General features: G+C 63.6%; 23 protein-coding genes. 12 read left to right on the forward strand and 11 right to left on the reverse strand.

Going from position 1 to position 23,668, the window contains the following annotated elements; translation table 11 throughout:
• Positions 1-28 precede the first annotated feature (28 nt).
• Positions 29-745 (forward strand): metal-dependent hydrolase, encoded by a 717-nt coding sequence (locus ACX4ZE_RS04555; protein WP_480272024.1) that lies wholly within the window; start codon positions 29-31, stop codon positions 743-745.
• Between the two features lie 588 nt (positions 746-1,333).
• Here the strand turns inward: ACX4ZE_RS04555 and ACX4ZE_RS04560 are convergent.
• Both ACX4ZE_RS04560 and ACX4ZE_RS04565 read right to left on the reverse strand, forming a co-directional pair.
• Positions 1,334-2,113, reverse strand: coding sequence for a nuclear transport factor 2 family protein (locus tag ACX4ZE_RS04560; protein WP_480272025.1), 780 nt, complete (start codon positions 2,111-2,113; stop codon positions 1,334-1,336).
• A gap of 66 nt (positions 2,114-2,179) precedes the next feature.
• On the reverse strand, positions 2,180-2,371 hold the full coding sequence (locus tag ACX4ZE_RS04565) for a hypothetical protein (RefSeq protein WP_480272026.1): 192 nt from the start codon (positions 2,369-2,371) through the stop codon (positions 2,180-2,182).
• Between the two features lie 189 nt (positions 2,372-2,560).
• On the opposite strand from ACX4ZE_RS04565, the gene ACX4ZE_RS04570 reads away from it, so the two are divergent.
• Both ACX4ZE_RS04570 and ACX4ZE_RS04575 read left to right on the forward strand, forming a co-directional pair.
• Positions 2,561-3,061, forward strand: coding sequence for a VOC family protein (locus ACX4ZE_RS04570; protein ID WP_480272027.1), 501 nt, complete (start codon positions 2,561-2,563; stop codon positions 3,059-3,061).
• A 99-nt stretch (positions 3,062-3,160) separates the two neighbouring features.
• Positions 3,161-4,036, forward strand: coding sequence for a TIGR03619 family F420-dependent LLM class oxidoreductase (locus ACX4ZE_RS04575; RefSeq protein ID WP_480272028.1), 876 nt, complete (start codon positions 3,161-3,163; stop codon positions 4,034-4,036).
• 72 nt (positions 4,037-4,108) lie between these two features.
• Here ACX4ZE_RS04575 and ACX4ZE_RS04580 read toward each other — a convergent pair whose 3' ends face one another.
• Positions 4,109-4,732 carry a hypothetical protein gene (locus ACX4ZE_RS04580; RefSeq protein WP_480272029.1) on the reverse strand — a complete coding sequence of 208 codons (624 nt, stop codon included), beginning with the start codon at positions 4,730-4,732 and terminating at the stop codon, positions 4,109-4,111.
• Here ACX4ZE_RS04580 and ACX4ZE_RS04585 point away from each other — a divergent pair.
• Positions 4,723-4,917 (forward strand): hypothetical protein, encoded by a 195-nt coding sequence (locus ACX4ZE_RS04585; RefSeq protein WP_480272030.1) that lies wholly within the window; start codon positions 4,723-4,725, stop codon positions 4,915-4,917. The genes ACX4ZE_RS04580 and ACX4ZE_RS04585 overlap by 10 nt on opposite strands.
• On the opposite strand, the gene ACX4ZE_RS04590 is transcribed toward ACX4ZE_RS04585, so the two are convergent.
• The 3 genes from ACX4ZE_RS04590 to ACX4ZE_RS04600 all read right to left on the reverse strand — a co-directional run bounded on the left by ACX4ZE_RS04590 (position 4,891) and on the right by ACX4ZE_RS04600 (position 10,672).
• Complete coding sequence (locus ACX4ZE_RS04590; RefSeq protein WP_480272031.1) at positions 4,891-9,441, reverse strand: HAD-IC family P-type ATPase; 4,551 nt, start codon at positions 9,439-9,441, stop codon at positions 4,891-4,893. The genes ACX4ZE_RS04585 and ACX4ZE_RS04590 overlap by 27 nt on opposite strands.
• 220 nt (positions 9,442-9,661) lie before the next feature.
• Positions 9,662-9,994 carry a histone-like nucleoid-structuring protein Lsr2 gene (locus ACX4ZE_RS04595; protein ID WP_480272032.1) on the reverse strand — a complete coding sequence of 111 codons (333 nt, stop codon included), beginning with the start codon at positions 9,992-9,994 and terminating at the stop codon, positions 9,662-9,664.
• Between the two features lie 264 nt (positions 9,995-10,258).
• A complete protein-coding gene (locus tag ACX4ZE_RS04600) occupies positions 10,259-10,672 on the reverse strand; it encodes a DUF7144 family membrane protein (RefSeq protein WP_480272033.1) in 414 nt (137 codons plus the stop codon).
• 221 nt (positions 10,673-10,893) lie between these two features.
• Between ACX4ZE_RS04600 and ACX4ZE_RS04605 the strand changes: the two genes are divergently transcribed.
• Positions 10,894-13,512: a helix-turn-helix transcriptional regulator gene (locus ACX4ZE_RS04605; protein ID WP_480272034.1), complete on the forward strand. Its 2,619-nt coding sequence runs from the start codon at positions 10,894-10,896 to the stop codon at positions 13,510-13,512.
• A gap of 64 nt (positions 13,513-13,576) precedes the next feature.
• Here ACX4ZE_RS04605 and ACX4ZE_RS04610 read toward each other — a convergent pair whose 3' ends face one another.
• Complete coding sequence (locus ACX4ZE_RS04610; protein ID WP_480272035.1) at positions 13,577-14,800, reverse strand: serine hydrolase; 1,224 nt, start codon at positions 14,798-14,800, stop codon at positions 13,577-13,579.
• A 309-nt stretch (positions 14,801-15,109) separates the two neighbouring features.
• Between ACX4ZE_RS04610 and ACX4ZE_RS04615 the strand changes: the two genes are divergently transcribed.
• The 5 genes from ACX4ZE_RS04615 (at position 15,110) to ACX4ZE_RS04635 (ending at position 19,273) form a co-directional block, all read left to right on the forward strand.
• The gene (locus ACX4ZE_RS04615) at positions 15,110-15,505 is read left to right on the forward strand and encodes a hypothetical protein (protein WP_480272036.1); all 396 of its coding nucleotides are present in this window, start codon (positions 15,110-15,112) and stop codon (positions 15,503-15,505) included.
• A 321-nt stretch (positions 15,506-15,826) separates the two neighbouring features.
• Positions 15,827-16,531 (forward strand): endonuclease/exonuclease/phosphatase family protein, encoded by a 705-nt coding sequence (locus ACX4ZE_RS04620; protein WP_480272037.1) that lies wholly within the window; start codon positions 15,827-15,829, stop codon positions 16,529-16,531.
• Between the two features lie 162 nt (positions 16,532-16,693).
• A complete protein-coding gene (locus tag ACX4ZE_RS04625; RefSeq protein ID WP_480272038.1) occupies positions 16,694-17,221 on the forward strand; it encodes a hypothetical protein in 528 nt (175 codons plus the stop codon).
• Between the two features lie 266 nt (positions 17,222-17,487).
• Positions 17,488-18,072 (forward strand): copper chaperone PCu(A)C, encoded by a 585-nt coding sequence (locus ACX4ZE_RS04630; protein ID WP_480272039.1) that lies wholly within the window; start codon positions 17,488-17,490, stop codon positions 18,070-18,072.
• Entirely contained in the window at positions 18,065-19,273 is a 1,209-nt protein-coding gene (locus ACX4ZE_RS04635; RefSeq protein WP_480272040.1) for a Dyp-type peroxidase, read from the forward strand. The genes ACX4ZE_RS04630 and ACX4ZE_RS04635 overlap by 8 nt, the downstream gene beginning before the upstream one ends.
• 44 nt (positions 19,274-19,317) lie before the next feature.
• On the opposite strand, the gene ACX4ZE_RS04640 is transcribed toward ACX4ZE_RS04635, so the two are convergent.
• A complete protein-coding gene (locus ACX4ZE_RS04640) occupies positions 19,318-19,677 on the reverse strand; it encodes a hypothetical protein (RefSeq protein ID WP_480272041.1) in 360 nt (119 codons plus the stop codon).
• Positions 19,678-19,884: 207 nt separating this feature from the next.
• On the reverse strand, positions 19,885-20,469 hold the full coding sequence (locus ACX4ZE_RS04645; RefSeq protein ID WP_480272042.1) for an HdeD family acid-resistance protein: 585 nt from the start codon (positions 20,467-20,469) through the stop codon (positions 19,885-19,887).
• 212 nt (positions 20,470-20,681) lie between these two features.
• Between ACX4ZE_RS04645 and ACX4ZE_RS04650 the strand changes: the two genes are divergently transcribed.
• Entirely contained in the window at positions 20,682-21,668 is a 987-nt protein-coding gene (locus tag ACX4ZE_RS04650; RefSeq protein WP_480272043.1) for a glycosyltransferase family 9 protein, read from the forward strand.
• Between the two features lie 61 nt (positions 21,669-21,729).
• Here the strand turns inward: ACX4ZE_RS04650 and ACX4ZE_RS04655 are convergent, their stop codons facing one another.
• The gene (locus tag ACX4ZE_RS04655) at positions 21,730-22,053 is read right to left on the reverse strand and encodes a hypothetical protein (RefSeq protein WP_480272044.1); all 324 of its coding nucleotides are present in this window, start codon (positions 22,051-22,053) and stop codon (positions 21,730-21,732) included.
• 286 nt (positions 22,054-22,339) lie between these two features.
• Between ACX4ZE_RS04655 and ACX4ZE_RS04660 the strand changes: the two genes are divergently transcribed.
• Positions 22,340-22,675: an RNA polymerase-binding protein RbpA gene (locus tag ACX4ZE_RS04660; RefSeq protein WP_480272045.1), complete on the forward strand. Its 336-nt coding sequence runs from the start codon at positions 22,340-22,342 to the stop codon at positions 22,673-22,675.
• Positions 22,676-22,819: 144 nt separating this feature from the next.
• On the opposite strand, the gene ACX4ZE_RS04665 is transcribed toward ACX4ZE_RS04660, so the two are convergent.
• Complete coding sequence (locus ACX4ZE_RS04665; RefSeq protein ID WP_480272242.1) at positions 22,820-23,602, reverse strand: ABC transporter permease; 783 nt, start codon at positions 23,600-23,602, stop codon at positions 22,820-22,822.
• Positions 23,603-23,668 lie beyond the last annotated feature (66 nt).

Consider the following 23,668-nt stretch of genomic DNA (forward strand, 5'->3'; position numbering starts at 1 on the left):
AAGCGGTAGCTGAACTAATGTTCGACCGATGCTCGGACATTCACACGCGACCAGCGGCGCATTGGCCTGGTCTGCGGCGGCAACGATGCTGCCGATTACCGTACTGACCTATCCGGCGCTCCACGAGGCCACAGGGCGACTCGGTATGGCCGATCTATTGCTGGGAGTATTCCTCACTGCGGGAGCTGCTTTGCTGCCCGACGCAGACCATCCGAACGGCACGCTCGCACACACACTGGGCCCGATCACCCATTCTGCTTGCAAGCTCATCTCGTGGATTGCCGGCGGACATCGCAACGCTACTCACTCGCTTCTCTTCGTCGCAGCTGTCTTTACCGGTACCTGGGCAGGCGAGCAATGGCTCGGCCGCTGGTTCACTCTGGGACTGGTCTTCTTCCTATTGGCCTTGGCTGTGCGCGCACTACATCTGTGCCCATCCGGTAGCAGCTTCAAGGCGTGGGGACCTGTCGTGGTGCTGTCCACCGTGGGCACATTCGCGATGGAACATTGGATCGCGGACAAACCCGCCTGGCTACCATTCGCAATAGGCATCGGCGCATTGGCCCATCTGCTCGGTGACTGCCTGACCGATCGCGGCTGTCCGTTGTTCTGGCCCTTCGGTTTCCGCATCAGCTTCCCAATCATCGCTCGCACCGGGAACAAGGTCGAAATCTGGATCATGTCCCCACTGTTCACTCTCGGCGCCCTTGCCTTTCTTTGGTACAGCATCACGAATCAATCCTGATACCGTGCCGGAGCCACCGATTCCCAGGCTCGCCATAGTGATCACCGCACGGTGTCCTGTTACCGCCAAGCCAGTATCGTGCCCCTCCCCCCTTGATCCCGACCATATACTGCTCCCCACTGGATATTGTTGAACCGCGTGGTCGGCGGGGACATCCATGCGACCGATGGCCTGTTCGGCGGACTGGATTCGTGCGTACCCGCCAGCAAACCGGCATGTGTGCACACACCAAAGCAGCCGCTCTTCTCCTTGCTGATCTTACAAAATCACATTCTTGCCTAAAGTACTGTGCAACTCTTGAAGGAGTACTAATAAATAAATGCTTATATCTACATAACTCAATGAATTATTATTGCACGGCACTCTGACCGCTTGCGGTCATCCACATCAGGCTTTCCCCACTCCAACCACCCACCCGGTTGTTCCCCCGAGAAGTGGACGACTCCCCGACCTGGAATCTCTCCGGCACGGGACAGGTATGGGCCTGCCCCGACCTCGATAACCCGCTATCCGCGACATCCGTGCGCTATAGCAAGCCGGGCGGCATCTCCTACCGCCAGATCCCGGACATCTATATCGAGCAGACTGTCAGAACTTGCCGCTGTTGTTCGCCTCGGCAGGAGATGGGATCGGTTCTGCCACGTCCCAGTGCTCGACGATCAGACCGTCCTCGAGCCGGAAGATGTCGAATACGGCCATGGGGGTGCCGGCCCAGTCGACCTCGCTGAGGGTGACGACGAAGTTTCCCTGGCCGATCAGTCGGTGCACCTTTGTGTACGTCAGTGACTTACCCTCGGCCGCAAGGCCCGCCACGAACGCAGTGAAGCCTTCGATACCGTCAGCTACTTCGGGATTGTGCTGCACGTATTTTTCCGGAGAGACGAACTCGGCAATGCGCTCGGTGTGTCCACCCTGGAGGATCGTGGCGCAGAATTCGGAGACCTTCTGCTTGTTCCCTTCCGTGCGGTCGAGGTCCATGACCTCGGTTGCGCCATCGGTCTGGGTGTGACCGGAAGGAGTGGTCAGTCCGCCGGCTGCGATTGTGTCCCAGTGTTCGACGATCCGATCGTTCTCGTCAGTGTCGAACAGGTCGGCGGTCACCCAACGCGTCGTGCCACCCAGAGTTTGTGCCACGTGCAGGAAAACGTACCGACCGTCCTCGATCGCGCGGACCACCTCTACTTCACGCTGCGGATTGCGCGCAAGGAAGGGCTCGAAGAACGCGAGGAAGCCTTCCTTACCGTCTGCTACTCCCGTGCTGTGCTGCGTATACCGGTTGCCGGTGTACCGGTCGAGAGCCGCACGCGCCTTGCCGTCACGGATTCCGTGCAGGTACAGGCCGCGGGCGTTGTCCAGTTTCGCTGTCATGCGGCCATAATGCATCAGTAGAGTCGCATCGAGCGCGGCGGGGCCACAAGCCGATGCGCCCCTCCCCTATTGCTGTTCCGACTGCTCCGGCCGGTCGTGCGGGCGTCCCTCGTCGAGATGAGCGACCGTTCGGGGCATCCGCACCACCCCGGTATCGAGATCGATATCGAGCCGAGGAACGTACACCTGCCCTTCGCCGTCCTGGCTGCCTTCGCGCATAAGCTTCTTGCCTGGAAAAAGTTCCCCAATGACGCCCACATGCTCACGATACGCTCGAATAGCGGTCGAGTCGCTTGCCGCTACCCCACGCAGCACGGCGCGCGTATTACTACTAGAGCTATCCGCGTGGTAGTGGATACGAGTATTGACGGTGCCGGGCGCAAGTGATTAATTGAACAGCATGAGGAATGTGGCGACGGTCACTGTGAGTTGTATAGGAAGGTGGCAATGATCGCCAACGGCCCTATCTTTCAGTTGTGCTGGGTGGTGCGCGAGTTGGCCGCAGCTCAGCAGGCGTTCGCCAGGCAGTACGGAGTGGCGGACTGGTTCACCATCCCCGATGTACGCTTCGACGTCGAATCCGCCGAATTACGCGGTGCGCCTGCCGATTACACGATCAGTGTGGCACTTGGCTACGCAGGTGGCCAGCAATTGGAGTTGATCGAGCCGCGCGGCGGGGTGAGCTTGTACTCCGAGCATCTCGAGCGTATCGGCCCCGGACTACATCATGCCGCCTGGATACCCGATGATTACGACGCCGCGCTCACCGAGGCCCGTACCGCGGGCATCGAGATCGTCGCACGCGGCAGATTCGACGGCGTCGGACTGGAGTTCGCCTACCTCGATGGCGGGCCGATCGGCTCGTACATGGAGTTGATGCGATTGTCAGAACAGATGAAGGCGATGTTCGACTACCTGATTCCGACAGGTTTCGCCAACCCATGGTAATGGGTGGCAGCCTCGTTTCGCCTGCCTCGGCACAGATCGGCCCATGCCGCCGAGCCAGGACCCACATGGCGCGCTCGGTGCGCCGGGAAGGTGATTGACATGCGTTTCACCTACGCCGAGACAATGACCGATCCTTCGTACTACCTTTCCCTCGCCAAAGCTGCCGAACAGGCGGGATATACCTCTATGGCGGTTGCCGACAGCATGGCGTATCCGAAGGAATCCGACGCGAAATATCCCTACACCCCGGATGGGAGCCGGGAGTTCCTGGAAGACAAGCCTTTTATCGAGACCTTTGTGCTCAGTGCCGCGATGGCGGCGGTGACCACTACACTGCGGTTCACGCCGTTCGTGTTGAAACTGCCGATCCGGCCGCCGGTCTTGGTGGCCAAACAAGCAGCTTCGGTAGCCTCGCTCAGTAACAACCGGCTCGGGCTAGGGGTCGGAATCAGCCCGTGGCCGGACGATTTCGAGATCATGGGGGTGCCGTTCGGTAATCGGGGCGCACGTATGGACGAATGTATCGATATCGTGCGTGGGCTTATAGATGGCGGATACTTCGAATACCACGGAGAGTTCTACGATATTCCGCCGATCAAGATCAGCCCGGTGCCGACCGAGCCGGTACCGATCCTCATCGGCGGACACAGCAAACCCGCGCTGCGCCGGGCTGCGCAGCGCGGCAACGGATGGATGCACGCGGGCGGCGACGGCACCGAACTCGACCGACTGCTGGCCGAGCTGGATACCCAGCGTGCCGAGTACGGCACGCGCAAGGATTTCGAGGTGCATGTCATTTCGCTGGACGGCTTCACCGTCGACGGTATCAAACGCCTCGAAGACAAAGGGGTCACCGATGTGATCGTCGGATTCCGGGTGCCCTACACCACTGAGCAGGATACAGAGCGACTAGAGACAAAGGTCGCACATCTGTCCCGCTTCGCGGAAAAGGTCATCGCGAAGGTCAACCGGTGAGCTGTCCTCGGGACGGAAATACTTCTGCGTCAGGCCGAAGAAACCTTGCTTCGACCCGACGCGCCGGTTGATTCATACCATCTCTGGTACCCGAAGATGTGCGAATACCAGGTCGAACTCCCCGACCTCTAGCACATTTATGCTCAGCCGCTTGGTTGCCGCAGCTCTGATCCGAGTCGCCGGTTCCCGACTGGCCTTCATGGTTTCATCGTTCGCCCAGACAATCGCGGCCACCGCTCGCCCGGTTGCTCGGTTGACGAACAGACTCGCGCTGCGGAATCCGTTGATCCTCTCGGTCTGTGGTAGCGCTTCGTTGTTGAATACGTCGATCATTCGGTCGAGTCGGTCCGGATCGACTTGCGCCCACGTGCACCTGGTGCGGCAATTCCTGTCGGTTGGGTGGTCGCGGTGCATGAGTGCTATCTCCCATTCCTCGACCCTGTCGACCTGGCCACCGAGGGTTCGGGCCAGTCCATCACGCAACGACTGGACTCGATCGCCGCTGGCATGTAACGCTGTCTCGGATTCCCACGCGGACGTGGCGATACAGCGCCCGGTCAACCGGTCGACCATCATAGATAAACCCACCCACCCCTCGAGGTCGGACAAATTCCGCATCACTTCATCGCGGAGGTATGCGACCCCGTCATCGATAACCGACGGTTGGGCGACAAATGTGCTGGAACGTGCGTACACGGGACACCTCCTGCCCTGGTCAGGGTGGCGCCCCGGCGGCACCACCGGACATACTCACCTTCCTCCAGGGGTCGAGTATGCGCAATGCCGCTGAGCACGGTGGAGTTGTCTGCCCGATCGGTTACTCGGTCGCCGCGCTGTTCCAGGATGTAGATCGATCAGAGGGTGTCCGTGCTGTCGGATAACAGCTCGGATCGAAACACTCTGGTATCAGCGAGGAGCGATTCCGGCAATAGCCGAGGAGCGAATACCGCGGCGGCGGTAGCTGTCACTGCGCAGGTGGTCGCGATCGCCCATCCGGCCGGATCCAGCGGCCGACAACCGAAGTATGTGCACAATCCTGGTGTCATCACCACCGCACCGAGCACCGCGCCGCTTGTCGCGATGGTGAGCCAGACCAGTGGGCTGCGGTAGCCGGAGACCAGGGTCTGCCCGAGTTGGGCGCCGATGAGGGCAACCAATCCGATGGTGGCGGCACGACGCTGCGTACCAGTGAAACGGCCGAGGGTCCAGGCGACTGATGCGCTGGTCGCGGTGACGATGCCGCGGACGGCGAGAGCGCGCAGCAGGTCCGCACCCAGACGCGCGGGCGGTAGTTCAGCGAGTCGTTCGGCTGCTTGCCGCGCCTGTGTGTGCGGGTCGTCCGAGTCGGCCAGATCCGCTGTGTCTCGGGCGCGAGACAGGGCCAGCGCCATGGCGGGGAACATATCGGTCAGCATGTTCACCAGAAGGAACTGCCGGGTGCCCAGCGGGGCGTGGCCGCTGACGGCGGTGCCGTACAGTGTGAAGGCCACTTCACCGGCGTTACCGCCGACCAGCACGCCGACGGCATCGGTGACCCGCTGCCACATGCCGCGACCTTCGATGAGGGCATGCAGTAATGCCAGCGGATCGGGATAGGTGAGTACCAGGTCGGCGGCGTTGCGGGCAGCCGCGGAACTCTGCGCCGCCAAACCGATGCCGACATCGGCCGTACGGATCGCGGCAGCGTCATTACTACCGTCACCGGTCATCCCGACGACATGTCCCGCGCGGCGGAGCGCGGCGATGATCCGCACCTTCTGTTCGGGATCGACGCGGGCGAAGACTGTGCTGTGTTCGATCAACGCGGCTCGCGCGGTCTCGTCCAAACCATCCAGATCCGCACCGGTGACCACCGTGTCCGCCTCGATGCCTAGTTGCTGGGCCACTGCCATCGCGGTTACGGGGTGGTCGCCAGTGATCATTCGGACGCTGATGTCGTTGCGGCGCAATGCGGTGACGAGTGGAAGAGTCTGTGGACGTGGAGTGTCGACTAGTCCGAGGAAGCCGAGCAAGGTGAGCTCACCGACATACGATTCGACATCATCGGGCTCGGTGCGCAGGTCGCGGTGCGCTACCACCAGCACTCGTAGTCCCTGTTCGGCGAGTGTGCGAATCGCGTATTCCGCGCGCTCACGGGTGTTCTCGTCGAACAGAAGGGTGCCTGCTGCCTCGCCCATCTGTACCGTGCTGCAGCGTGGCAAGACGACCTCAGGCGCTCCTTTCACGATCAGGCGGAGCTTGCGGGTGGTGTGGCCGAGAGTGGCGGCGTAGCCGCGATTGGACTCGAAAGGGATCTCCTCGATCTGATCCCAGTGGCGAGCATCGCCCCCGAGCACCTCGTCGGCGGCCTCCAGCACCGCGCGGTCGGTGGCGTGCACGATCGGTCCTTCGGCGGGGTCTGGGCAAGCGCGGGCTGCCGCGCGTAGCAATGTATGTGCATCACTGGAGTCCGTGTGCGGGGGCCACTGCCGCTCGAGGTCTGCGAGGGTGGTCAGACGCAGACGCCCTTCGGTGAGGGTGCCGGTCTTATCGAAGCAGAGAGTGTCTATTCGCCCTAACGCCTCGACGGTCCGACTGGCTCGGACTAGAACGCCGTAGCGCGAGAGCCTGCGGGCGGCGGCAAGTTGAGCGACCGTCGCCACCAGGGGCAACCCTTCCGGGACTGCGGCGACTGCCACCGCTACGCCATCGGCAATCGCGGTCCGCAGCGACCGGCCGCGTAGTATCCCTAATCCGGTCACGACACCGCCGCCGGTCAAGGTCAGTGGTAAGGCACGGTCGGTCAGTCGGCGCATTTGCGCTTGCACGCCACCCTTTTCCGGCGGAATGGCTCCGGCCGCAGCACGGCCTGCCTGAGTGTCGGGTCCTGTCGCCACGACGACCAGGCGACCAGTGCCGTTGACGACAGTGCTGCCTTCGAAGACCATGCAGGCGCGGTCACCTACCGCTGCGCCCGGGGTCGCGGCGACCTGTTTTTCAACGGTCACCGATTCGCCGGTAAGCCCGGATTCATCCATCTCCAGATCGTCTGCGCGCAGCAGTCGCGCATCAGCGGGAGCTACGTCGCCTGCCTGCAGCACGATCACGTCACCGAGGGTGAGCAGGTTCGCGGGCAGTCGGTATTCATAAGGTTCGTCCGCGTCGAGTTCGAAGCGATCGATGAGCCTGCCAGTGAGCTTTTCCCGCTCGAACAATCGGTGCAACGCGTTTTCGGCGCGTTGCCGCTGCCAGGCCGAGACCAACGCGTTGGCCGCGAGTACTGACGACAACAGCACCGCGTCCAGTGGTGCGCCGAGGACGGCGGTGGCGACTGCTCCGACCCCGAGAATCGGCGTGAGCGGATCAGCCAACTCACGACGTAGTTGCCGCGCGAACAACGCCATGGACCTGGCTGTGGCAGGCCCCGGTATCCGAGTCGGCCGATTCGGTTCGGCACGGTCGGCTACCGCGACCGGCTCCGGTAATCGGCGCAGGACCTCCCCTGGTTCGAGTGTGTGCCACGGCAACAGCGGAGCGAGGGTCGCCGGTGGCTCGGTCCGCACTGCTCGCCATCCGCTGTAGGCGCCGGTGAGCAGCCCAGTGAGATGTGCCGCAGTTCCTGGTGCCGCCTTGGCACGCCGTTCCGGGGCGACAGCGAGCAGAAGTCCGCCTAAGGCAGCCGCCGATAACGCCAGCGAACGGCCGCGCTCACTCACCTGGCGGGCTGGGGCGATAGCGGCCAGGATCCGATGCGCCTGAGCTAAATCGCGACAGACCACGTCGGCGGACCACGGTAGGGTCCGCACACCATTTTCCCGGCCTGCGAGCCCGATAGCCACATCGGCCAACGCCAATGCCTTGTGTGCGCACGGACTGAGCATGGCGACCACATGGCCGTTTTGTTGCAGGTCACGTACCAGTTTGCTCAATGAGCGGGCCGGGTCGACGAAGTCGTCGGTCATCGACCGCAACTCGGCGGCGTCGGCGCCGGCAACGAGGATTACGCGTAGACCGGCGGTGCGCGCTCGGCTGAGTATCGTGGACGCGCGGCGATCGAGTTCTCGCCCGATCAGTACCCGCCCCACCGCCGTGCCATCGCTCTGGAGTTCTCGCCACACTGGGCGACGAGCCGCACCACGATCGGGTTTCCCTGTCCCTGGGTGCACCAGCCGTTGTCTACTCTCGCGTGGCGGAAGTTGCTCGGCAGGATCAGCTGCTCGCGGATCACCACTGGGATTCTCTTCGTCGTGCTGTGTCCACAGCACATGCTGGCTCGCGTTCCAGACCTCGGCGACCGACCACCCCTGGCCGGTCGCTTCGGCGGCGAGCACTATCCGACGCGCGGTCAACAATGTCTCGCCATCGATCACCAGCGCCGACAATCGATCCATCCGTCGCCAAACCCTGGGGCGAAGCGTCAGCACACCCGCTCGGCTCAGTAGGGTCGAGACTGCGGCACTGTAGGCTTCGCGGCTGGCGCGAGCTGCCTTGGGCGCACCGAGTTCCACAGCGTCGGCAGCGGTGAGCAGACCACGACCGCCTAGGGTTGCGGTGACCGCACCGGCGAGCGCGCCGGCAGCCGTTTCGTCGGCAACTCGTTCGATCGGCCCTTGCGGCATCGCGACGATGCGGGTGGCCGCCATCAGTGATTCAGGTCCGTCCGCGGGGCGGAGAGCTGTTTCGTCCTCCCAGCACCGCCACTGCGCGTATCTGGTCAGTGCCTCGGTCAGGGCGAGACTTCGGTGCACGATATCGACCAGTACATTCGCCGTTCCCTCCGCGGCACGGTTGCCCAGCGCATTACCGAGGGCATTGGTCGTGCTGAGTAGCAGGTCCGTGCGCTGATGACCGAGCCGCTGCTCGAGCGCTCCACGTACTCGGGGCTGGGTGTCGGCGAACGCTGAGACCGCGCGGACTACTCTGGCCGGCCCATACAACGGCAGCGTGGCTGCCATGGTCGACAACCCTATCGCACACACATCAACTACGATCTGGATTCCTGCCCGCAGCACCGGTTCCGGATCAGCAGGGTGCTCGCCGTCTCGGCAGAAGTTCTGGTCTTCGACCGCAGTGGCGGCCTCGATCGGCTCGATGCCCGCAATGAGGTCCGGCAGGTCGGCCGTGCTGTGCGCGAGCGCGGTAAGGACACGGGAAGGCACCTCGTGCACTCGCCACCGGCGTGGGCGGAGCTGGGCTTCCTGGCTCAGAGATGGCCATAGTTGCGCAGCGCGCTCTTCGCGCGGCCGTTTCACGCAGTCCGGTTTCAGCAGCGACGCGCTTGCTGCGACGGCATGTCTCGGGGCCTGTGCCGCCTTCGACCCCAGATCGACAGCCAATTCCATGCCGGCGAGCGCTGCCTCCGTCGCCACGGCAGTCGACGCCTCGAACCACCACGACGAAACGACTCCGCGCAGTGAAACACCCATATCCGGCAGCTACCCAGGACCGCATCCGGCAAACCGGCCGCAATGGCCGGTTTGCCGGACAGTGGTCTGCGACGGCATGGCGTGCTTCCTGCTCGCACAGACGCACGATCATCGCCACGAGGTAGCGCGGGAATCCGGCTCACCAGTCGCGGCACCGTTCTGTAGACCATCCACGTGACGCGCAGGATATCCGCTGCGGCCGGGCGGACTCCAGCGTGGGTTAGGTGTTGGCCTTCTTGTAGGCCTCGACTACTTCTGCCGAGATGCGACCACGTGCCGACACATCGATGCCGTTTTTGCGTGCCCACTCTCGGATGACAGTGGCCTGCTCGCGATCGTTTGCCAAGCGCGGGGCACTGCGGCCTCTCCGCGCCCGGCCGAGCTTGCGGGCGTGCGGCACCCACGGTTCGAAGAGATCACGTAGCCGACCAGCGTTGTCCGCGGACAAGTCCATCTCATAGGCTACGCCGTCCAGGGCGAAGGCCACCGTTTCCTCGGCATGAGACTCGCCGTCGAAGTCATCGATCAGCGTCACCACGACCTTACGTGCCATAGAGATAGTCCCTTCACGGTTACCGAGCGCGGGCAGTCGAAAACAATCGTAGCCAGTAGATAACAGATCGGTTCCGACTCTGCTGCAGCGGGGTCGTTATCGCGGTATCGCAAACGTGGAATCTGGTCGATTCGATTTCCCGCTCGCCTCCACCCGCTCTGCCCATGCGCCGCGCACCCACCTGGCATCAGACCGCGCTGAACTGCGGTAACAGGTGTGCCCTCATCCCGGCGCCAGCGCGGTAACCTGTGCCGGCTCCTATGGTCAGATCGTTTCCGGCCCCCATGCGACAATCGCCCAGATCACCACGACATCGAGTGCGATCACGAGGATCGACCAGGCCGGGTAGTAGGGCAACCACATGAAATTTCCGAGAATCGACAAAGCAGCCAGGCAGATCGCGATGATCCGGGCCCAGAGCGCGCCGGTCAGCAGACCCAGTGCAGCGATGGCCAAGAGGGTGCCGAGCACAATGTGAACCCAACCCCATGTCGTAGTGTCTAACTTGTATACATACTCCGTTCCCACGAGGTAGAGGTCGTCCTCGGCGACAGCAGGAATACCTTCGAAAATAGACAGCATGCCCACAGTCAGCAGCAGGACCGCGGCCGCGATGGACGTACCCGCCGCGATGCCGTGGCGCACTGGGTTCTGTTTCGATTCACTTGTGTGCGTCATCGGTCGCCTCCTTATCTCGGGAAGTGAATAGACCTCTTCCGAATCTCCATCAACCATGTGGTCCGACACTTCACCCACCCCGGATGACTCCGGTATCGGCAACCGCCGGGATGAAATTTCGATAACGACCGCACACGATGGGATCGAGTGAACTGTGTGCCAGGTACATTCCGGGGATCAGGCGCGGTAGGGATCTGTCGACAGACCGCCCGGGAGGCACGGTGACCACATCGCACGTCCCCGCTCTACGCCGCATCCCCCGCGCGGCGGAAATCACAGGCACGATACCGTCATTACCGTTCACACCACTCGTGCGAACTGATTTGCATACCGCCATCGACACCGTTTCGAACGTCCGCAACGGACATGTACTGCTCCTGTGCGCACCGGCAGGCACGGGGAAAACGGTCCTGCTGGCCGATTGGGCAGGCAAGCAGGCCGCAGGCGGACCCGAGGTGGCCTGGCTGACGATCACCGAAGAGCTCGACGACGCGATATCGCTGTGGACCGCGCTGCACACTCGATTCGACGTCACACCTGCGGAATGCGCCGCCTCACCGACCGGGCCCGCGGCGAGATTGGCCGAAGCTCTGGCTGCGCGAGCTACTCCGACGGTGCTCGTGTTCGACGACACTCACCTGATCACCGACCCGCTCGCGCTTGCTGGAGTCGAATACTTTCTGCAGCATGCGCCACCAACCGTCACAACGGTGTTGTGCGGACGCTTCGCGCTGCCGATCCGGTGGCACGTCCTCGATCTACAGGCGCGGCTGACCCGATGGAGCACGAACGAACTCGCCCTCACACTCGAACAGATCGACATGATCTGCCGTGAACATGGCTGCGAACTCACCGCCGCGGAGCTCGACACGCTCGGTACGCTGACCGATGGCTGGGCTGCACTGGTGCGCATCAGCGCTACCCATCTGGCCGTCGAAACCGGCGACCGCGCCACCGCGCTGACCGTTCTCGCCCGACCCGCGCGAGCACTCACGGAATTCCTGGCCGGCGAGTTGGTCGATACGCTGCCACCGGCGCTTCGCCAGTTCCTCACTTATACCAGCATTCCGGACTCGTTCACCGAAAAGTTCGCCGACGAGCTCGTCGGCGGCGGCGCCGGCCATTATCTGCGTGAACTCGAACGAACCCATTTCCCGATCAGCTCCGCTGTACGAGGCGAAGAGGTGTGGTTCACCTGCCACCCAATGGTGCGCGCTTATTTCCGCGCCGAAGCCAACCGACTCGGACGGCAGCTGTGCGTGGACCTGCACGCCCAGTCGGCCCGATGGTTGCGTTCCGAGGGGATGAACGCGCAGGCTCTGCCGCATCTGCTCGCCGACCCCGACCGCAGGCCGCTGGGGGAATTCCTGTCCGAGTGCGCGCTGCGCATAGTCCTCGACGGAGCCGGCGACGCCCTGTTCGAAGGAATCGCGCAATCCGCGCCCACATTGCTCGACGACCCTTTTCTGTGGCTGGTGCGAGTCGTCGACGCACTCGTCCACGGCAACACCACCACAGCCCTCGCCTGTCTGGATACAGCGACCGCCCGGCGTACGACCAAGAACTCGTTCGCAGGCACGGACCTGGTGCATACCCTCACCCTCGCCGCGACAACCGACGTCGCGGCAGTCACCGGAACCCTGAGCGGCGAGCTACCGGACGAGATCGCACCGATCGGTGACCCCGATATCGACGCGTACTCCGCGATCCAGATCGCTACCGCACAGATCGCAGGTGGCGCAGTCACGCGAGGCGAACAGGTGCTGCATGCGAGTCTCGCCCTGGCCGAGCATATCGGCCGACCGCGGTTGGTGTTGCGCGCGCTCACCAGACTGGCGTTCGCCGCGAACGCTGTCGATGCTGCCTCGGTAATGCGCGACCGCGCGGCACGCGCCTTGGCAATCGCCGAGGTGAACGAACTTTCGGCCACGATAGATGCCGTGCAGGCCACTGCTATCGCCGCCTATGGCGCCTACTTGCAAGGCGAGCCACCCGATCCGGCGCAGGTGACCACTGTTCTCGCCGAACACATCGATCACGGCGGGTCCTGCAAGCCCGTGGCAGGATGGCCCGAACAAGTGATCGGGCGGTTACTCGACTTAGAGGGGAGCGATAACCAGTCCGCCGCAGTCGACGCGCTACGCCGAAGCCTACTCACCCTGTTGGAGCACAAAACCTTGCCTGCCACGACCGGCAGCCTGATTCTTCCGGTGATGTGGGCGCTGTTGCGCGCGAACGACATCAGAACCGCGCAGGTGCTGGTCGATCGGGCCCGTAGTCTGGTCGGCGACCTACCCGAAATTCGCCTGGCCTGCGCAGCCTTGACTGCTGCGGCAGAGCGTCCCAAAGCAACCTGCGTCCTCCTCGAACCGCTGCTAAAGCATTCGGGCGGCTTGCGGCCGGTCAGCGCGATCACCGGTTGGCTGCTGTACTCTTCGGCGCAACACGAATCCGGCGGGCCCACCAGAGCTCTCGCCGCACTCGACAACGCGCTGGGCACTGCCGCCCCCCAGCTGCTCGTGCGGCCGTTTCTCGACATACCCACCGCCATTCCCCTGCTGGACAGCTACGCGGGCCGTTTCGGTCGATCGGAGAATTTCGCCGAGCTGGTCCGGCGACATCCCGCTGTGTACCGCAAAGCGACCTATCCCGCGCTGACCCGTACCGAGATGATCGTGCTCAAGCAACTACCGTCCGGTCGCACCACGCAACAAATCGCTGCCGATCTCGGTGTCTCGGTCAACACTGTGAAAACCCATTTGCGGGGCATCTACGGCAAGCTTGGATCGAATTCCCGGGTCGACGCCCTCGACCACGCCCGCCGCGGCGGGCTGCTCTGATCCGACGCTACTCTGATCCGGCTCGGCTGCCGGTGGTCGCGCCGTAGGCTACCAGGCCGCATGGCTAGCGGCCGGGATCTACCATGGCGGAGATCTGTGCGACCAGCTGCCATGGCCGTTTGGCATCGGTTGTCGCCTTACCGCTGGTAAGTATCGCACCCGACAGGCCGCGCCCAGGGTCAGCCCAGCCATACTGGGTGGTCAGACCACTACGCCCGAAATGCGATGTGGTATCGAGTCCGAACTTCGATCTGCGCCCGCCGAGTTCGAAACCGGCTCGGCTGACTCGTCCGGCCACTCCAGGAAGCCTGCGCGCGGGCCGCACCGCCTCGGCCAAGGTCTCCTGCCGGACGATTCGGCGGCCATCCGGCGCACCACGCGTGAGGATGTCGTAGAAACGCGACAATTCGAATGCAGTGGTGACCAGATTCCCGGAAGGCAGCTCGGCGAGCAGGAAGGCGTCGGCCGCGGAGCGGGATACCTGATCCATTCGTCCACCGATCGCTTTGCGGGCCAGGTAGCCGGCTATCCGCGAGGGAGCGGGTCCGGTTCGGACGCTCGGTACAACAGCGCCGAGGTCTTCGGGGCGTACACCGAAGTTGTTCCAGCGGAAGCCGAATGGGTCGAGAACTTGTTCTTGGAGATGTTCGCGCAGGCGCTTGCCGGTCGCCCGCTGTACCAGCAGACGCAGAATCAGGCCGCTGGTCAATGCGTGATATACCCGGAAACGACCCGGCTTCCAACTCGGGACGAGATCGGCCAGTGCACGGATGGCCAGTTCCTCGTCGAGTACCAGGTCGACGCCCCGATACGGCGGCGTGACAAAAGGCACACCAGCGGAGTGGGAGAGTACATCACCGATCGTGATGGCGGCCTTGCCATGCGCCGCGAACTCGGGAATATAGACACTCACCGGCTCATCCGATCCGAACGCTCCTTGCTCGATGAGCATGTACGCGGCCGCACCGGCAACTCCCTTCGCGGTCGAGAAACCGCAGAACGGCATATCCGGGGTGACGAGCACTTTGGCCGCGTCCGGACCATCGCCCGGCGCATTTCCCCAGCCATGACCGATGGCTCGGTTCAACGCGATCTTGCCGTTGCGCCGCAGGCATACTTGAATCGCTGGAGACGTACCGAGTCGGTACCAAGCTCGCACCGACTCCCATATCGATTCGATGTCGTCACGGTTGATCCCGGTCGCCGCGGGCTCGTCCTCATGGCCGAAAGTCGACACTGCGGCCAAGTCCTCCGCGATCTCCACTGATCCGGCCGTATGCGCGCTCACCCGTCCAGCTTATCGGCGGCGAGCCGGATTCGCCGGTGCCCAGCGCCCGAGCGGTGGCGAGTCCGTACCCGATCGGAACAGACGCCAGAATCATAGAGCAGACAGCGGCGGCTGAAGTACGGCGGACGGGCGCTGCCGATAGTGCCGATTATTGTGTGCGCCAACGTGACCTACTCGGGTGATGCCCTCCCCTGCTGGACTGCCTGTTGTTCGTATCGACGAAGACCAGGAGCGTTTCAGGGTGCCGGAGTCTCGTGTATAACTGCCATCGACCCGGTCGACTCCACCGACAAGCGATAGTGAGAAACGATGGACGGTTACCTGAACCAGGTCTCCCACGGCACGACCTCCTCCGGCTATCCGACGCGCGAGCCAGAAATCCGCGTGATCGCGACACCGCGCAGCACCGACTTGGTTATCAGCGCACTGCTGTGGTTCCTGCCCGCAGCGCTGGCTGTGATGTCGGTGGTCTTCGCACCGTGGTTTCTGCTGAGCAGCGGCATTTGCGAGACCAGGCCGGACTGCTTGGTCGACACCAGTGCGGGCGTATGGATCATGGTCGGCGGCGGTCTCGTCGGATTCTCGGTCGGCGCAGTGCTGTCGGGCATGGCGGCCAAGCACGGCCGGGCGCTGTTTCCCGGCGCGTTGGTCGGCGCCTTGCTGGTCTTGCTGTCTTGGTTCGCCGCCTCGTTCGCAATAGCTTGAGAACGCCGCAACGCCCGCGCCAATGTCAAGGATGCGCAGGGTTTCGGTTGTCTGCTTGGGCGGCCGGGAGATTCGCGATGTGAGCAGGCAGGCCACTGCAGCGGGAGCGACGGCGAGCAGCCCGGCCGATGCCGTGCGACAAGCATTCGTCGGCATCCGAACCGATACGACCCGCCCCAGCTCGCTCTTCCGCACCACAGCGGAACACTATCGGCCAGAGGTCCCCGTGATGCTGTGTTCCTTGTCCAGATAATCGCACGTTTCGGGCCGGAGGCTGCGGATACCAGATCTGCATCACTTAACATCACGAATGTGATCACGATGGCCACTTGGAATGTCCTGCATCGCGTCCATGCCGAGAACTGGTACGAAAATGTCGCGACGCGCTGGCCAGATGAATCCGCCCGGATCGCCGAGATCACCGCTCAGGTGGCCGAGCGCACCGAACGGATCATCGCACTGCAGGAAGTCAGCGGTGATCAGCTGGCTGATCTTCGAATAGCCTTGCCATATCGAACTTTTCATACAATGCGGTACAAGCGCTTGCCGACTCCACGCCGGATGCCCAGCTCTCTGCTCGACAGTGGTGAGTACCTCGTGGTACTCACCACCGCGCCGAGCAGAGAACTCGGCGCCGAAACATTCACGCACGACGGAGGCAAAGGCGCACTGGTCGTCGACGTCGACGGAATAACCGTGATCGCCACGCACGTAACGGGCGACCAGCGACGCACGGGCCAACTGTCCCGCCTGGCCGAACTCGCCGCCACCGCAACAGACCGCGCCACAGTGCTACTCGGCGATTTCAACACCGACCGCACCACGGTCGCCGCCGGCTTGGGCAACCGCTTCCGCATCGCCGAGTACGCTCCCGACGCACTGCCGACTCGACCACGCACCTCTGGCACGAAGTCGCAATACATCGATCACATCGTCGTGCACGGCGCGACTGTGACCACCGCGTCGGTCGACGACATCAACGGAGTATCCGATCACAATCTCGTCCACGCGACTGTCACACTCTGAGCAGCTCGCGATATTGCTGTCCATCACCGGGTCACAGCCGAACCCTTGCACCACAATCCGTCGACGTCCCACTCTGTCCGCACCGATCACTCCGGACAGAGTGCATTACCCCGCACCCGCTCCGGCATCACTGCCCACTATGACAAGCGGTAGTATGAACCAGTGCTAAATCCGACAGTAATGGTGGCGCGACTGCGCGGCGCCTTTGTCGGATCCGCGGCCGGGGCGGTGAGCATCGCCGGGCACGCTCTCGGCGGCGGCACACTATTTCCCGGCGTGTGGACTGTCGCGGCGTTGATCGTAACGTGTTCCTCGGTCGGCGTGCTGGTCAGTGCCCGATCACAACGACACGGCCTCGGCGAGATCCTCTTGATGCTCACGATCGCGCAGGCTGTCGCGCACCTCACGCTGACCTCGTCGGCCGGGCATCAGCACAGCATGAGTACAACGCCGGTGATGCTAGGCACCCATCTGGCAGCCGTCCCGATCGGCGCGCTGCTCATCCGCTCTGCCGAACGAGCAGTACTGCGGACGGCTTCCGACATACACCACACGGTGCGGATCCTGGTCGGCGGTCCTGCCGCGCCTGCCGAGATCCGCTCGATCGCTATCGGCCGTGCGCTGCCCGGTCTCCGGCCTCACCCGCTCGGTTCGGGCTCCGGCCTGCGTGGCCCACCCCGCTGCGACTGACCCGCTATCGAGTGCGGATGCCACACGCCCCGGTGCCACCGATGGCGGGCGGCCCATCGCGCGCTCGAGGGTGCGACATATTCCGCCCCCAACGAGCGATCCAACGCTGTCATGATGTTCTCCAGCACGCGCTGCACTCGCCACCCTAGGCTGTCCACCCTTCGCGGGTGCCTGCTGCGGTTCGATGTACTCGAACCGCACATCGGTCCGGTGAGTGCTCTGAGCACCGCACAGGGAGCACATCAGCAACCTCATTTTGGAGTTCCATGAATACCGAACCCGCCAACCCGCTCCACCCGGCTTCACGCACCACACGTATCCTGCGCAGCGTGGCAGCCGCTACTGTGCTGCCTTTCCTCATGGTGGCATGTTCGTCGAACAACGGCGCGGATACCACATCAGCGGCCGATGCCGTAACCGTCTCCGATCAATGGGTCAAGGCGGCAGACAGCGGGATGTCGGCCGCGTTCGGCACCCTGAGCAACGACAGCGATACGCCACGCACCGTGATATCGGCAAGCAGCCCGGCTTCCGATCGGGTGGAGTTGCACGAGGTGGTCACTGGCGCGAACGGGACGAAGTCGATGCGACCCGCTCCGAATGGTTTCGTAATTCCGGCACATGGCCGAAGGCACCTACAACCCGGTAAAGATCACATTATGTTCATGGATCTGCGCGGACCACTGCGCACGGGTTCGGAGACGTCGATCACGCTGACTTTCGACGACGGCTCCGCCTCGACCTTCACTGCCCAGGTGCGTGACTTCTCCGGCAATCAGGAGAACTACGCACCCGGTCACGCCGACGATTCTTCGCACGTCGGCACGCATACTCCAGCACACAGTGGCTGAGCGGAACGGATCGCGGCCTGCGCGCATCAACCGGCGACGTCTGCTCGGCGGTGGTGCCGCGGCGGGCGCCGCCGGGATCGGCCTCGGTATGGTCGCGCTGACCGGACGACACGAACCAGACATCGCCGACCACCTGGCGACAGTGCCGTTCTATGGAGCGCATCAAGCGGGCATCACCACCGTCCCGCAGGCACACGCGGCATTCGTCGCGTTCGATCTGCGACCCGGCACGAAGCGCGAAGATCTCATGGGGCTACTGCGGATCTGGACCGGCGACATCGCCCGACTCACTCGCGGTAGGCCTGCGCTCGCCGATACCGAGCCCGAGCTCGCACAACGACCGGCGCGGCTCACCGTCACGATAGGATTCGGGCCCGGAGTGTTCCAGCTCGCCGACCTCGAACATCGGAAGCCGGTCTGGTTGCGGCCTTTGCCGCCGTTCTCTATCGACCGGTTGAAACCCGCCTGGACAGGTGGCGATCTGTTGCTGCAGATCTGCGCCGATGAAGTGACCACGGTGTCGCACGCGGTGCGCGTGCTGTGCCGGAGCGTGTCTTCTCTGGTCACTGTGCGTTGGGTACAGCGCGGCTTCCGCGACGCCGAGCCGGGGAAAACGCCGCGCAATCTGATGGGTCAAGTCGACGGCACGGTGAATCTCGTCCCTGATACGCCTGAGTTCGCCCGCCTGGTGTGGGACGACGGCGCCACCCAGCCCTGGCTGGCCGGCGGTACCTCGTGCGTAGTGCGGCGGATCGCGATGACACTGGATACCTGGGACGAAATCGACCAGGATGGCAGGGAACTCAGCGTGGGCCGTACCGTGACCAACGGCGCCCCATTGACCGGGACCGACGAGTTCGACGAGCCCGATTTCACCGCTGTGGACGCGAACGGTATCCCGGTCATCCCGCCGTCTTCGCACATCGCTCGCGCCCATCACACACATGACGGTGAACGATTCCTCCGACGTGGCTACAACTACGACGACGCACCCGCACCCGGCAGGATCTCGAACTCCGGTCTGCTGTTCGCTTCCTACCAACGGGACATCGACACTCAGTTCCTTCCCGTCCAGCGCCGCCTCGCGGAATTCGACGCGCTCAATACCTGGACCACGCCGATCGGTTCCGCGGTGTTCGTGATCCCGCCCGGAGTGTCCGCACCCGACGGTTATCTCGGGCAGTCACTGTTCGAGGCATGAACCGCTTCGGGGGCCTGCGGCCCAGCCGCAGGCCCCCGACCGCATCAGCTCCACAATACGGCAACGAATACATTGGCGATCGCCAGCGCACCTGCGGCGTGGGCGAACCACGGCACCGATTTACCCCGCTTGTGATCCGCGTACCCCATCTCGGCGAACGCGGCGACCATGATGGCTATGACCAGTTTGACACCGATCTTCACCATGTTCGGATCCTTACCGAGCGAATCGATCGATTCAGCCATCCCGACGAGGATCAGTCCGGTGACGATCTGCAATCGCGCCCCCCACACCATCAGCTCGGAGACTACGGGCTGCCGCGCGGCGTAACCGCCGATCACAGCGGCTAATCCGAGCAGGTGCGCAATGACGACGATGTCATAGACGAATTCCGACACATCCACAGTGCAAACTCCCCACGTTTCGGGTAACAGTTCACTGTTCTACCCTGGGGATGATCGAATACGCCAATTCGGTACAACACCGGTAGACACGGTCGGCACGAGTCGTGACCGCCGACAATCGCCTGTCCGGCCGACGAGAGAACGAGGTCTACTGCCGATAAGGACAGCCGGATGGTGCTGTGGTTTCCGGCCGCGAGCGATCCGTGCTCAGCCGGTCGCGCCGAGACGAGCCCTGGCGTCTCTGCGCACTCCGAAGGCCACGCCGATCTCCGTGGCGCCCAGCACGATCAGCCATATCCCCGCCACCATAGCCAGTGTGGCCACCGACCGCACCGGCCAGACGATCAGCACGATACCGGCGCCTGTGGTCAGCACGCCGAACAGCAGTTGCCACCAGCGTCCTGGCAACGCAGGCTCGGAGAGCGCGGTCGTCAGCAATGCGATTCCGCGAAACAACCAGCCGATACCGATCCACAATGCGAGCAACAAGATCGAGGTCAACTCGTCACGGAAGCAGAAGACCCCGATCACGATGCTCAGCACACCGGCGATGAAGGACAACACCCGCACGCCTGCGCCCACCGGTGCGCCGAAGGCTGTCGCCAGCTGCAGAACTCCGCTGACCACCAGATAGATGCCGAAAATGATGCCGGCGGCCAGCAGTGTTATCTCCGGCCACGCCACGATCAGAATGCCGAGGAGCACCGCGAGAACACCGGTGACCAGAACAGTTTGCCATGCACTGCGAACAAGGGGTTGAAGTGGCCCTTCTAGCACACTGTTTGTCGTCATTACCTGATGCTATCGCCGAGGCATAGATGTTTTCTGATTATTTGCCAGTACGTGCAGTGTTGACGATTCACCAGCAGCGGCACAGTGACGCCCGACATGCACGTTTACTGCCTGCCCAGCCGGGTAGTAAACGCTGAGTGGCTCTTCACGTACGCCCCCGGGTGAACGGGTGGGTCGGGTTCGAACGAGGCTCGGGTGGCGAGGAGAAGAGGGTGGCGGTTCTGCTCGTGCTGCAAGCGCGTGGGCTGGGTGATCTACTCACCGCAGTCCCGGCTCTACGCGCGCTGCGCCGAGCCAGACCACGCGACCACATCGTTCTGGCCGCACCGCAACGACTCAAACCGATCGTCGATCTGATTTCCTCTGTCGACGCTCTGGTACCCACCACCGAACCGGACGACCTGCGCTGGAACGCGCCCGCACCAGAACTCGCGATCAACCTGCACGGCCACACCGCCGAGAGCATCGTCGCGCTGGCCAAGACGCAACCTGGGCGCATCCTCAGCTATCACAACGCGGCGTTCCCCGCGCTGTCCGGGCCCGAGTGGCAGACCGATATGCACGATATGGACCGCTGGTGCCACCTGCTCGAATACGGCGGCATCATGGCCGACCGCCGCAACCTCGGATTGGTTCCACCGGTCTCGACCACCAGCCACCGGGACTGTGTGGTCGTACATGTCGGTGCGGGCGCACCGGCCAGACGCTGGCCACCGGACCGGTTCGCCGCAGTCGTCCGGCACCTGCTGGTACTCGGGCGCGAAGTAGTGCTCACCGGCGACGAGCACGAACGCGAGCTCGCGCTGAGCATCGCCTCACGAGCCGGACTATCGGCCAACCGGGTACTCGCCGGGGAACAGAATCTCGTCGAACTGGCCGCCACCATCGCCGAGGCAACACTGGTGATCTGCGGCGATACCGGTGTCGCACATCTGGCCATAGCGTTCGGCACCCGCACTGTCCTGTTGTTCGGCCCCACCCCGCCCTGGCGTAACGGTCCACCCCCGCATCTATCGAACAGACACGCCGTGCTCTGGGCAGGCCACCTCGGCGACCGTGACGCCGACGTCACCGACCCCGGCCTGCTCTGTATCGAGGTCGACGAAGCGACCGCTGCCGTCGACAAGCAGTTGCGCACCCATAAGTGGCGCGGCACGGGCATCGACCGCCGTGGGTCGGCTTACCGCCGCGTCGGATGACCGCGCTGCCAGGGGATGCGCACCTCGGTACGACGACCAGGCAGCATCCGGTGGAAACCGGTCAGCGTAGACGTTCCGCGTCCCTGGTGAGCGCAATCAAGATCTTGCTGAGCGCTACCAGCTCCTCGGTTGTCGCTCCCTCGTCGATAGCGGTGGCGACATCCTCGGCAGCACAGCGGGCGGCGAACCAACGGTCGGCCAAGTCGGTCGCCTCCTGGGCACTGAGCACCACCGAATCATCGGGGATCCCGGTTCCTTTCAAACTGTTGCGATGTTCGTAGGCACGTTGACGACAGGACTGCCGACAGTACCGGCGACGACGACCGGCCTCCGACTCCAGAATCTGGCGCCCACACCACAGGCAGGACAGCACGCGGCGCGACATGACGAAGAACCCTAGTAGCCCACCGCCCATGGCCCGCGCTCTGCCCCGGGGAATCACCCGGCAGGGCGCGTACGCGCGCCGAACGCCCCGCCCTTCGATAGCACTACAGCCCTTCGATAGCACTACAATGGAACGGTTCATCGCGACCATGTTGGGAACTACTGGCGCTGGTCCGGTCGTTGTACATCAGGTCCAGAGAGCGCCGTGCGCTCATGCGGACACGGTCCGCCCCGCGCGGACACGGTCACCACGCACGAAGACTCGAGCACACAGGGAGAGGCACACCATGGCAGATCGCGTACTCCGAGGCAGTCGGCTCGGAGCGGTGAGCTACGAGACCGACCGCGACCACGACCTCGCTCCGCGGCGGATCGCACGGTATCGGACCGACAACGGCGAGGAATTCGATGTCCCGTTCGCCGATGAAGCCGAGATTCCGCCGACCTGGCTGTGTCGCAATGGTCAAGAAGGCGTGCTGATCGAGGGCACCGGTCAAGAGACCAAGAAGGCCAAGCCACCGCGCACCCACTGGGACATGCTGTTGGAACGCCGAAGCAAAGAAGAGCTCGACGAGTTGCTCAAAGAGCGCCTCGAGCTGCTCAAGGCCCGCCGCCGCGCCTGACGGTCTACTGTCGAGGTGGTGGCGGGCACGTCGATCGGCGCGCCTGGCACCACCTTGTCCACCTGGTCTCTTACCGGCTCATCGTCTGGCCACCTCATCGCCGCAGCACAGCGGTTGGTCACTCTGGTCGGCCCCGCCGATCTGTCAGTGGCTGGCCACCTTGCGGTAGCGCAGCAATGCCAGCGGTATGGCCACCACGAGAATCGCCATGGAACAGGCCACCGCGTATTCGACACAATGGTCGGCCGCCCAGCCACTGGGCGGAACGAAGGCGGGAGGTGCACCGTTGTCGAACAACTTGCGGCCCGACGCCGACACCGCGGTGATCGGATTCCACTCCGCAACCGTGCGTAGCGGGCCGGGCAAGGTCTCGGCTGAGATGAATGCCGAAGAAATGAAACACAGCGGGAATAGCCAGATCAGCCCGGCGCTCTGGGCTACCTCGACCGTCGGTGACAAAAGACCGGTCAGCGCGCCGACCCAGGACATCGCGAACGCGAACAGAAGGATCACCGCGAACGCCAGCACGGCGTCGCCGACACTACCGTGGATCCGCCAGCCGACGACGTACCCGCATCCGACCATCACGGCCAGGCTGAGAATATTGACCACCAGATCCGACAGGGTGCGGCCCATCAGCACAGCCAGCCGCGACATCGGCAGGGCCCGCATCCGGTCGATGATGCCTTTCTGCAGGTCACCTGCGAGACCGACGGTGGTGAATGCGGCGTTGAACGCGACCGTCTGGGTGAAAATACCGGCGAGCAGGAATTCTCGATACTGACCGCCGCCCAGCGATGCGCCGAAGATGTAGGCGAACAGGAATACGAACATCAACGGCTGGATCGTGGCTGTTACCAGCAGGGTCGGCACCCGCAGGATGGTCAACAGATTGCGGTGGGCGATGATCGCACTGTCCCGGAACAGCCGCAGCCGTGGGCCGGAATCAGTGTGTATCGCAGCCGTGTCCGGCTTGTTCCTGCCTCGCTGGGA

Source organism: Nocardia sp. TBRC8007, from assembly GCF_056629435.1.

What these genes read in the sequence shown, in the direction of transcription:
- ACX4ZE_RS04555 (WP_480272024.1), top strand. Translation starts at nt 29, where the DNA reads ATGCTCGGACATTCACACGCGACCAGCGGCGCATTGGCCTGGTCTGCG.
- ACX4ZE_RS04560 (WP_480272025.1), bottom strand. Translation starts at nt 2,113, where the DNA reads ATGACAGCGAAACTGGACAACGCCCGCGGCCTGTACCTGCACGGAATC.
- ACX4ZE_RS04570 (WP_480272027.1), top strand. Translation starts at nt 2,561, where the DNA reads ATGATCGCCAACGGCCCTATCTTTCAGTTGTGCTGGGTGGTGCGCGAG.
- ACX4ZE_RS04575 (WP_480272028.1), top strand. Translation starts at nt 3,161, where the DNA reads ATGCGTTTCACCTACGCCGAGACAATGACCGATCCTTCGTACTACCTT.
- ACX4ZE_RS04590 (WP_480272031.1), bottom strand. Translation starts at nt 9,441, where the DNA reads ATGGGTGTTTCACTGCGCGGAGTCGTTTCGTCGTGGTGGTTCGAGGCG.
- ACX4ZE_RS04595 (WP_480272032.1), bottom strand. Translation starts at nt 9,994, where the DNA reads ATGGCACGTAAGGTCGTGGTGACGCTGATCGATGACTTCGACGGCGAG.
- ACX4ZE_RS04600 (WP_480272033.1), bottom strand. Translation starts at nt 10,672, where the DNA reads ATGACGCACACAAGTGAATCGAAACAGAACCCAGTGCGCCACGGCATC.
- ACX4ZE_RS04615 (WP_480272036.1), top strand. Translation starts at nt 15,110, where the DNA reads ATGGACGGTTACCTGAACCAGGTCTCCCACGGCACGACCTCCTCCGGC.
- ACX4ZE_RS04620 (WP_480272037.1), top strand. Translation starts at nt 15,827, where the DNA reads ATGGCCACTTGGAATGTCCTGCATCGCGTCCATGCCGAGAACTGGTAC.
- ACX4ZE_RS04630 (WP_480272039.1), top strand. Translation starts at nt 17,488, where the DNA reads ATGAATACCGAACCCGCCAACCCGCTCCACCCGGCTTCACGCACCACA.
- ACX4ZE_RS04645 (WP_480272042.1), bottom strand. Translation starts at nt 20,469, where the DNA reads ATGACGACAAACAGTGTGCTAGAAGGGCCACTTCAACCCCTTGTTCGC.
- ACX4ZE_RS04655 (WP_480272044.1), bottom strand. Translation starts at nt 22,053, where the DNA reads ATGTCGCGCCGCGTGCTGTCCTGCCTGTGGTGTGGGCGCCAGATTCTG.
- ACX4ZE_RS04660 (WP_480272045.1), top strand. Translation starts at nt 22,340, where the DNA reads ATGGCAGATCGCGTACTCCGAGGCAGTCGGCTCGGAGCGGTGAGCTAC.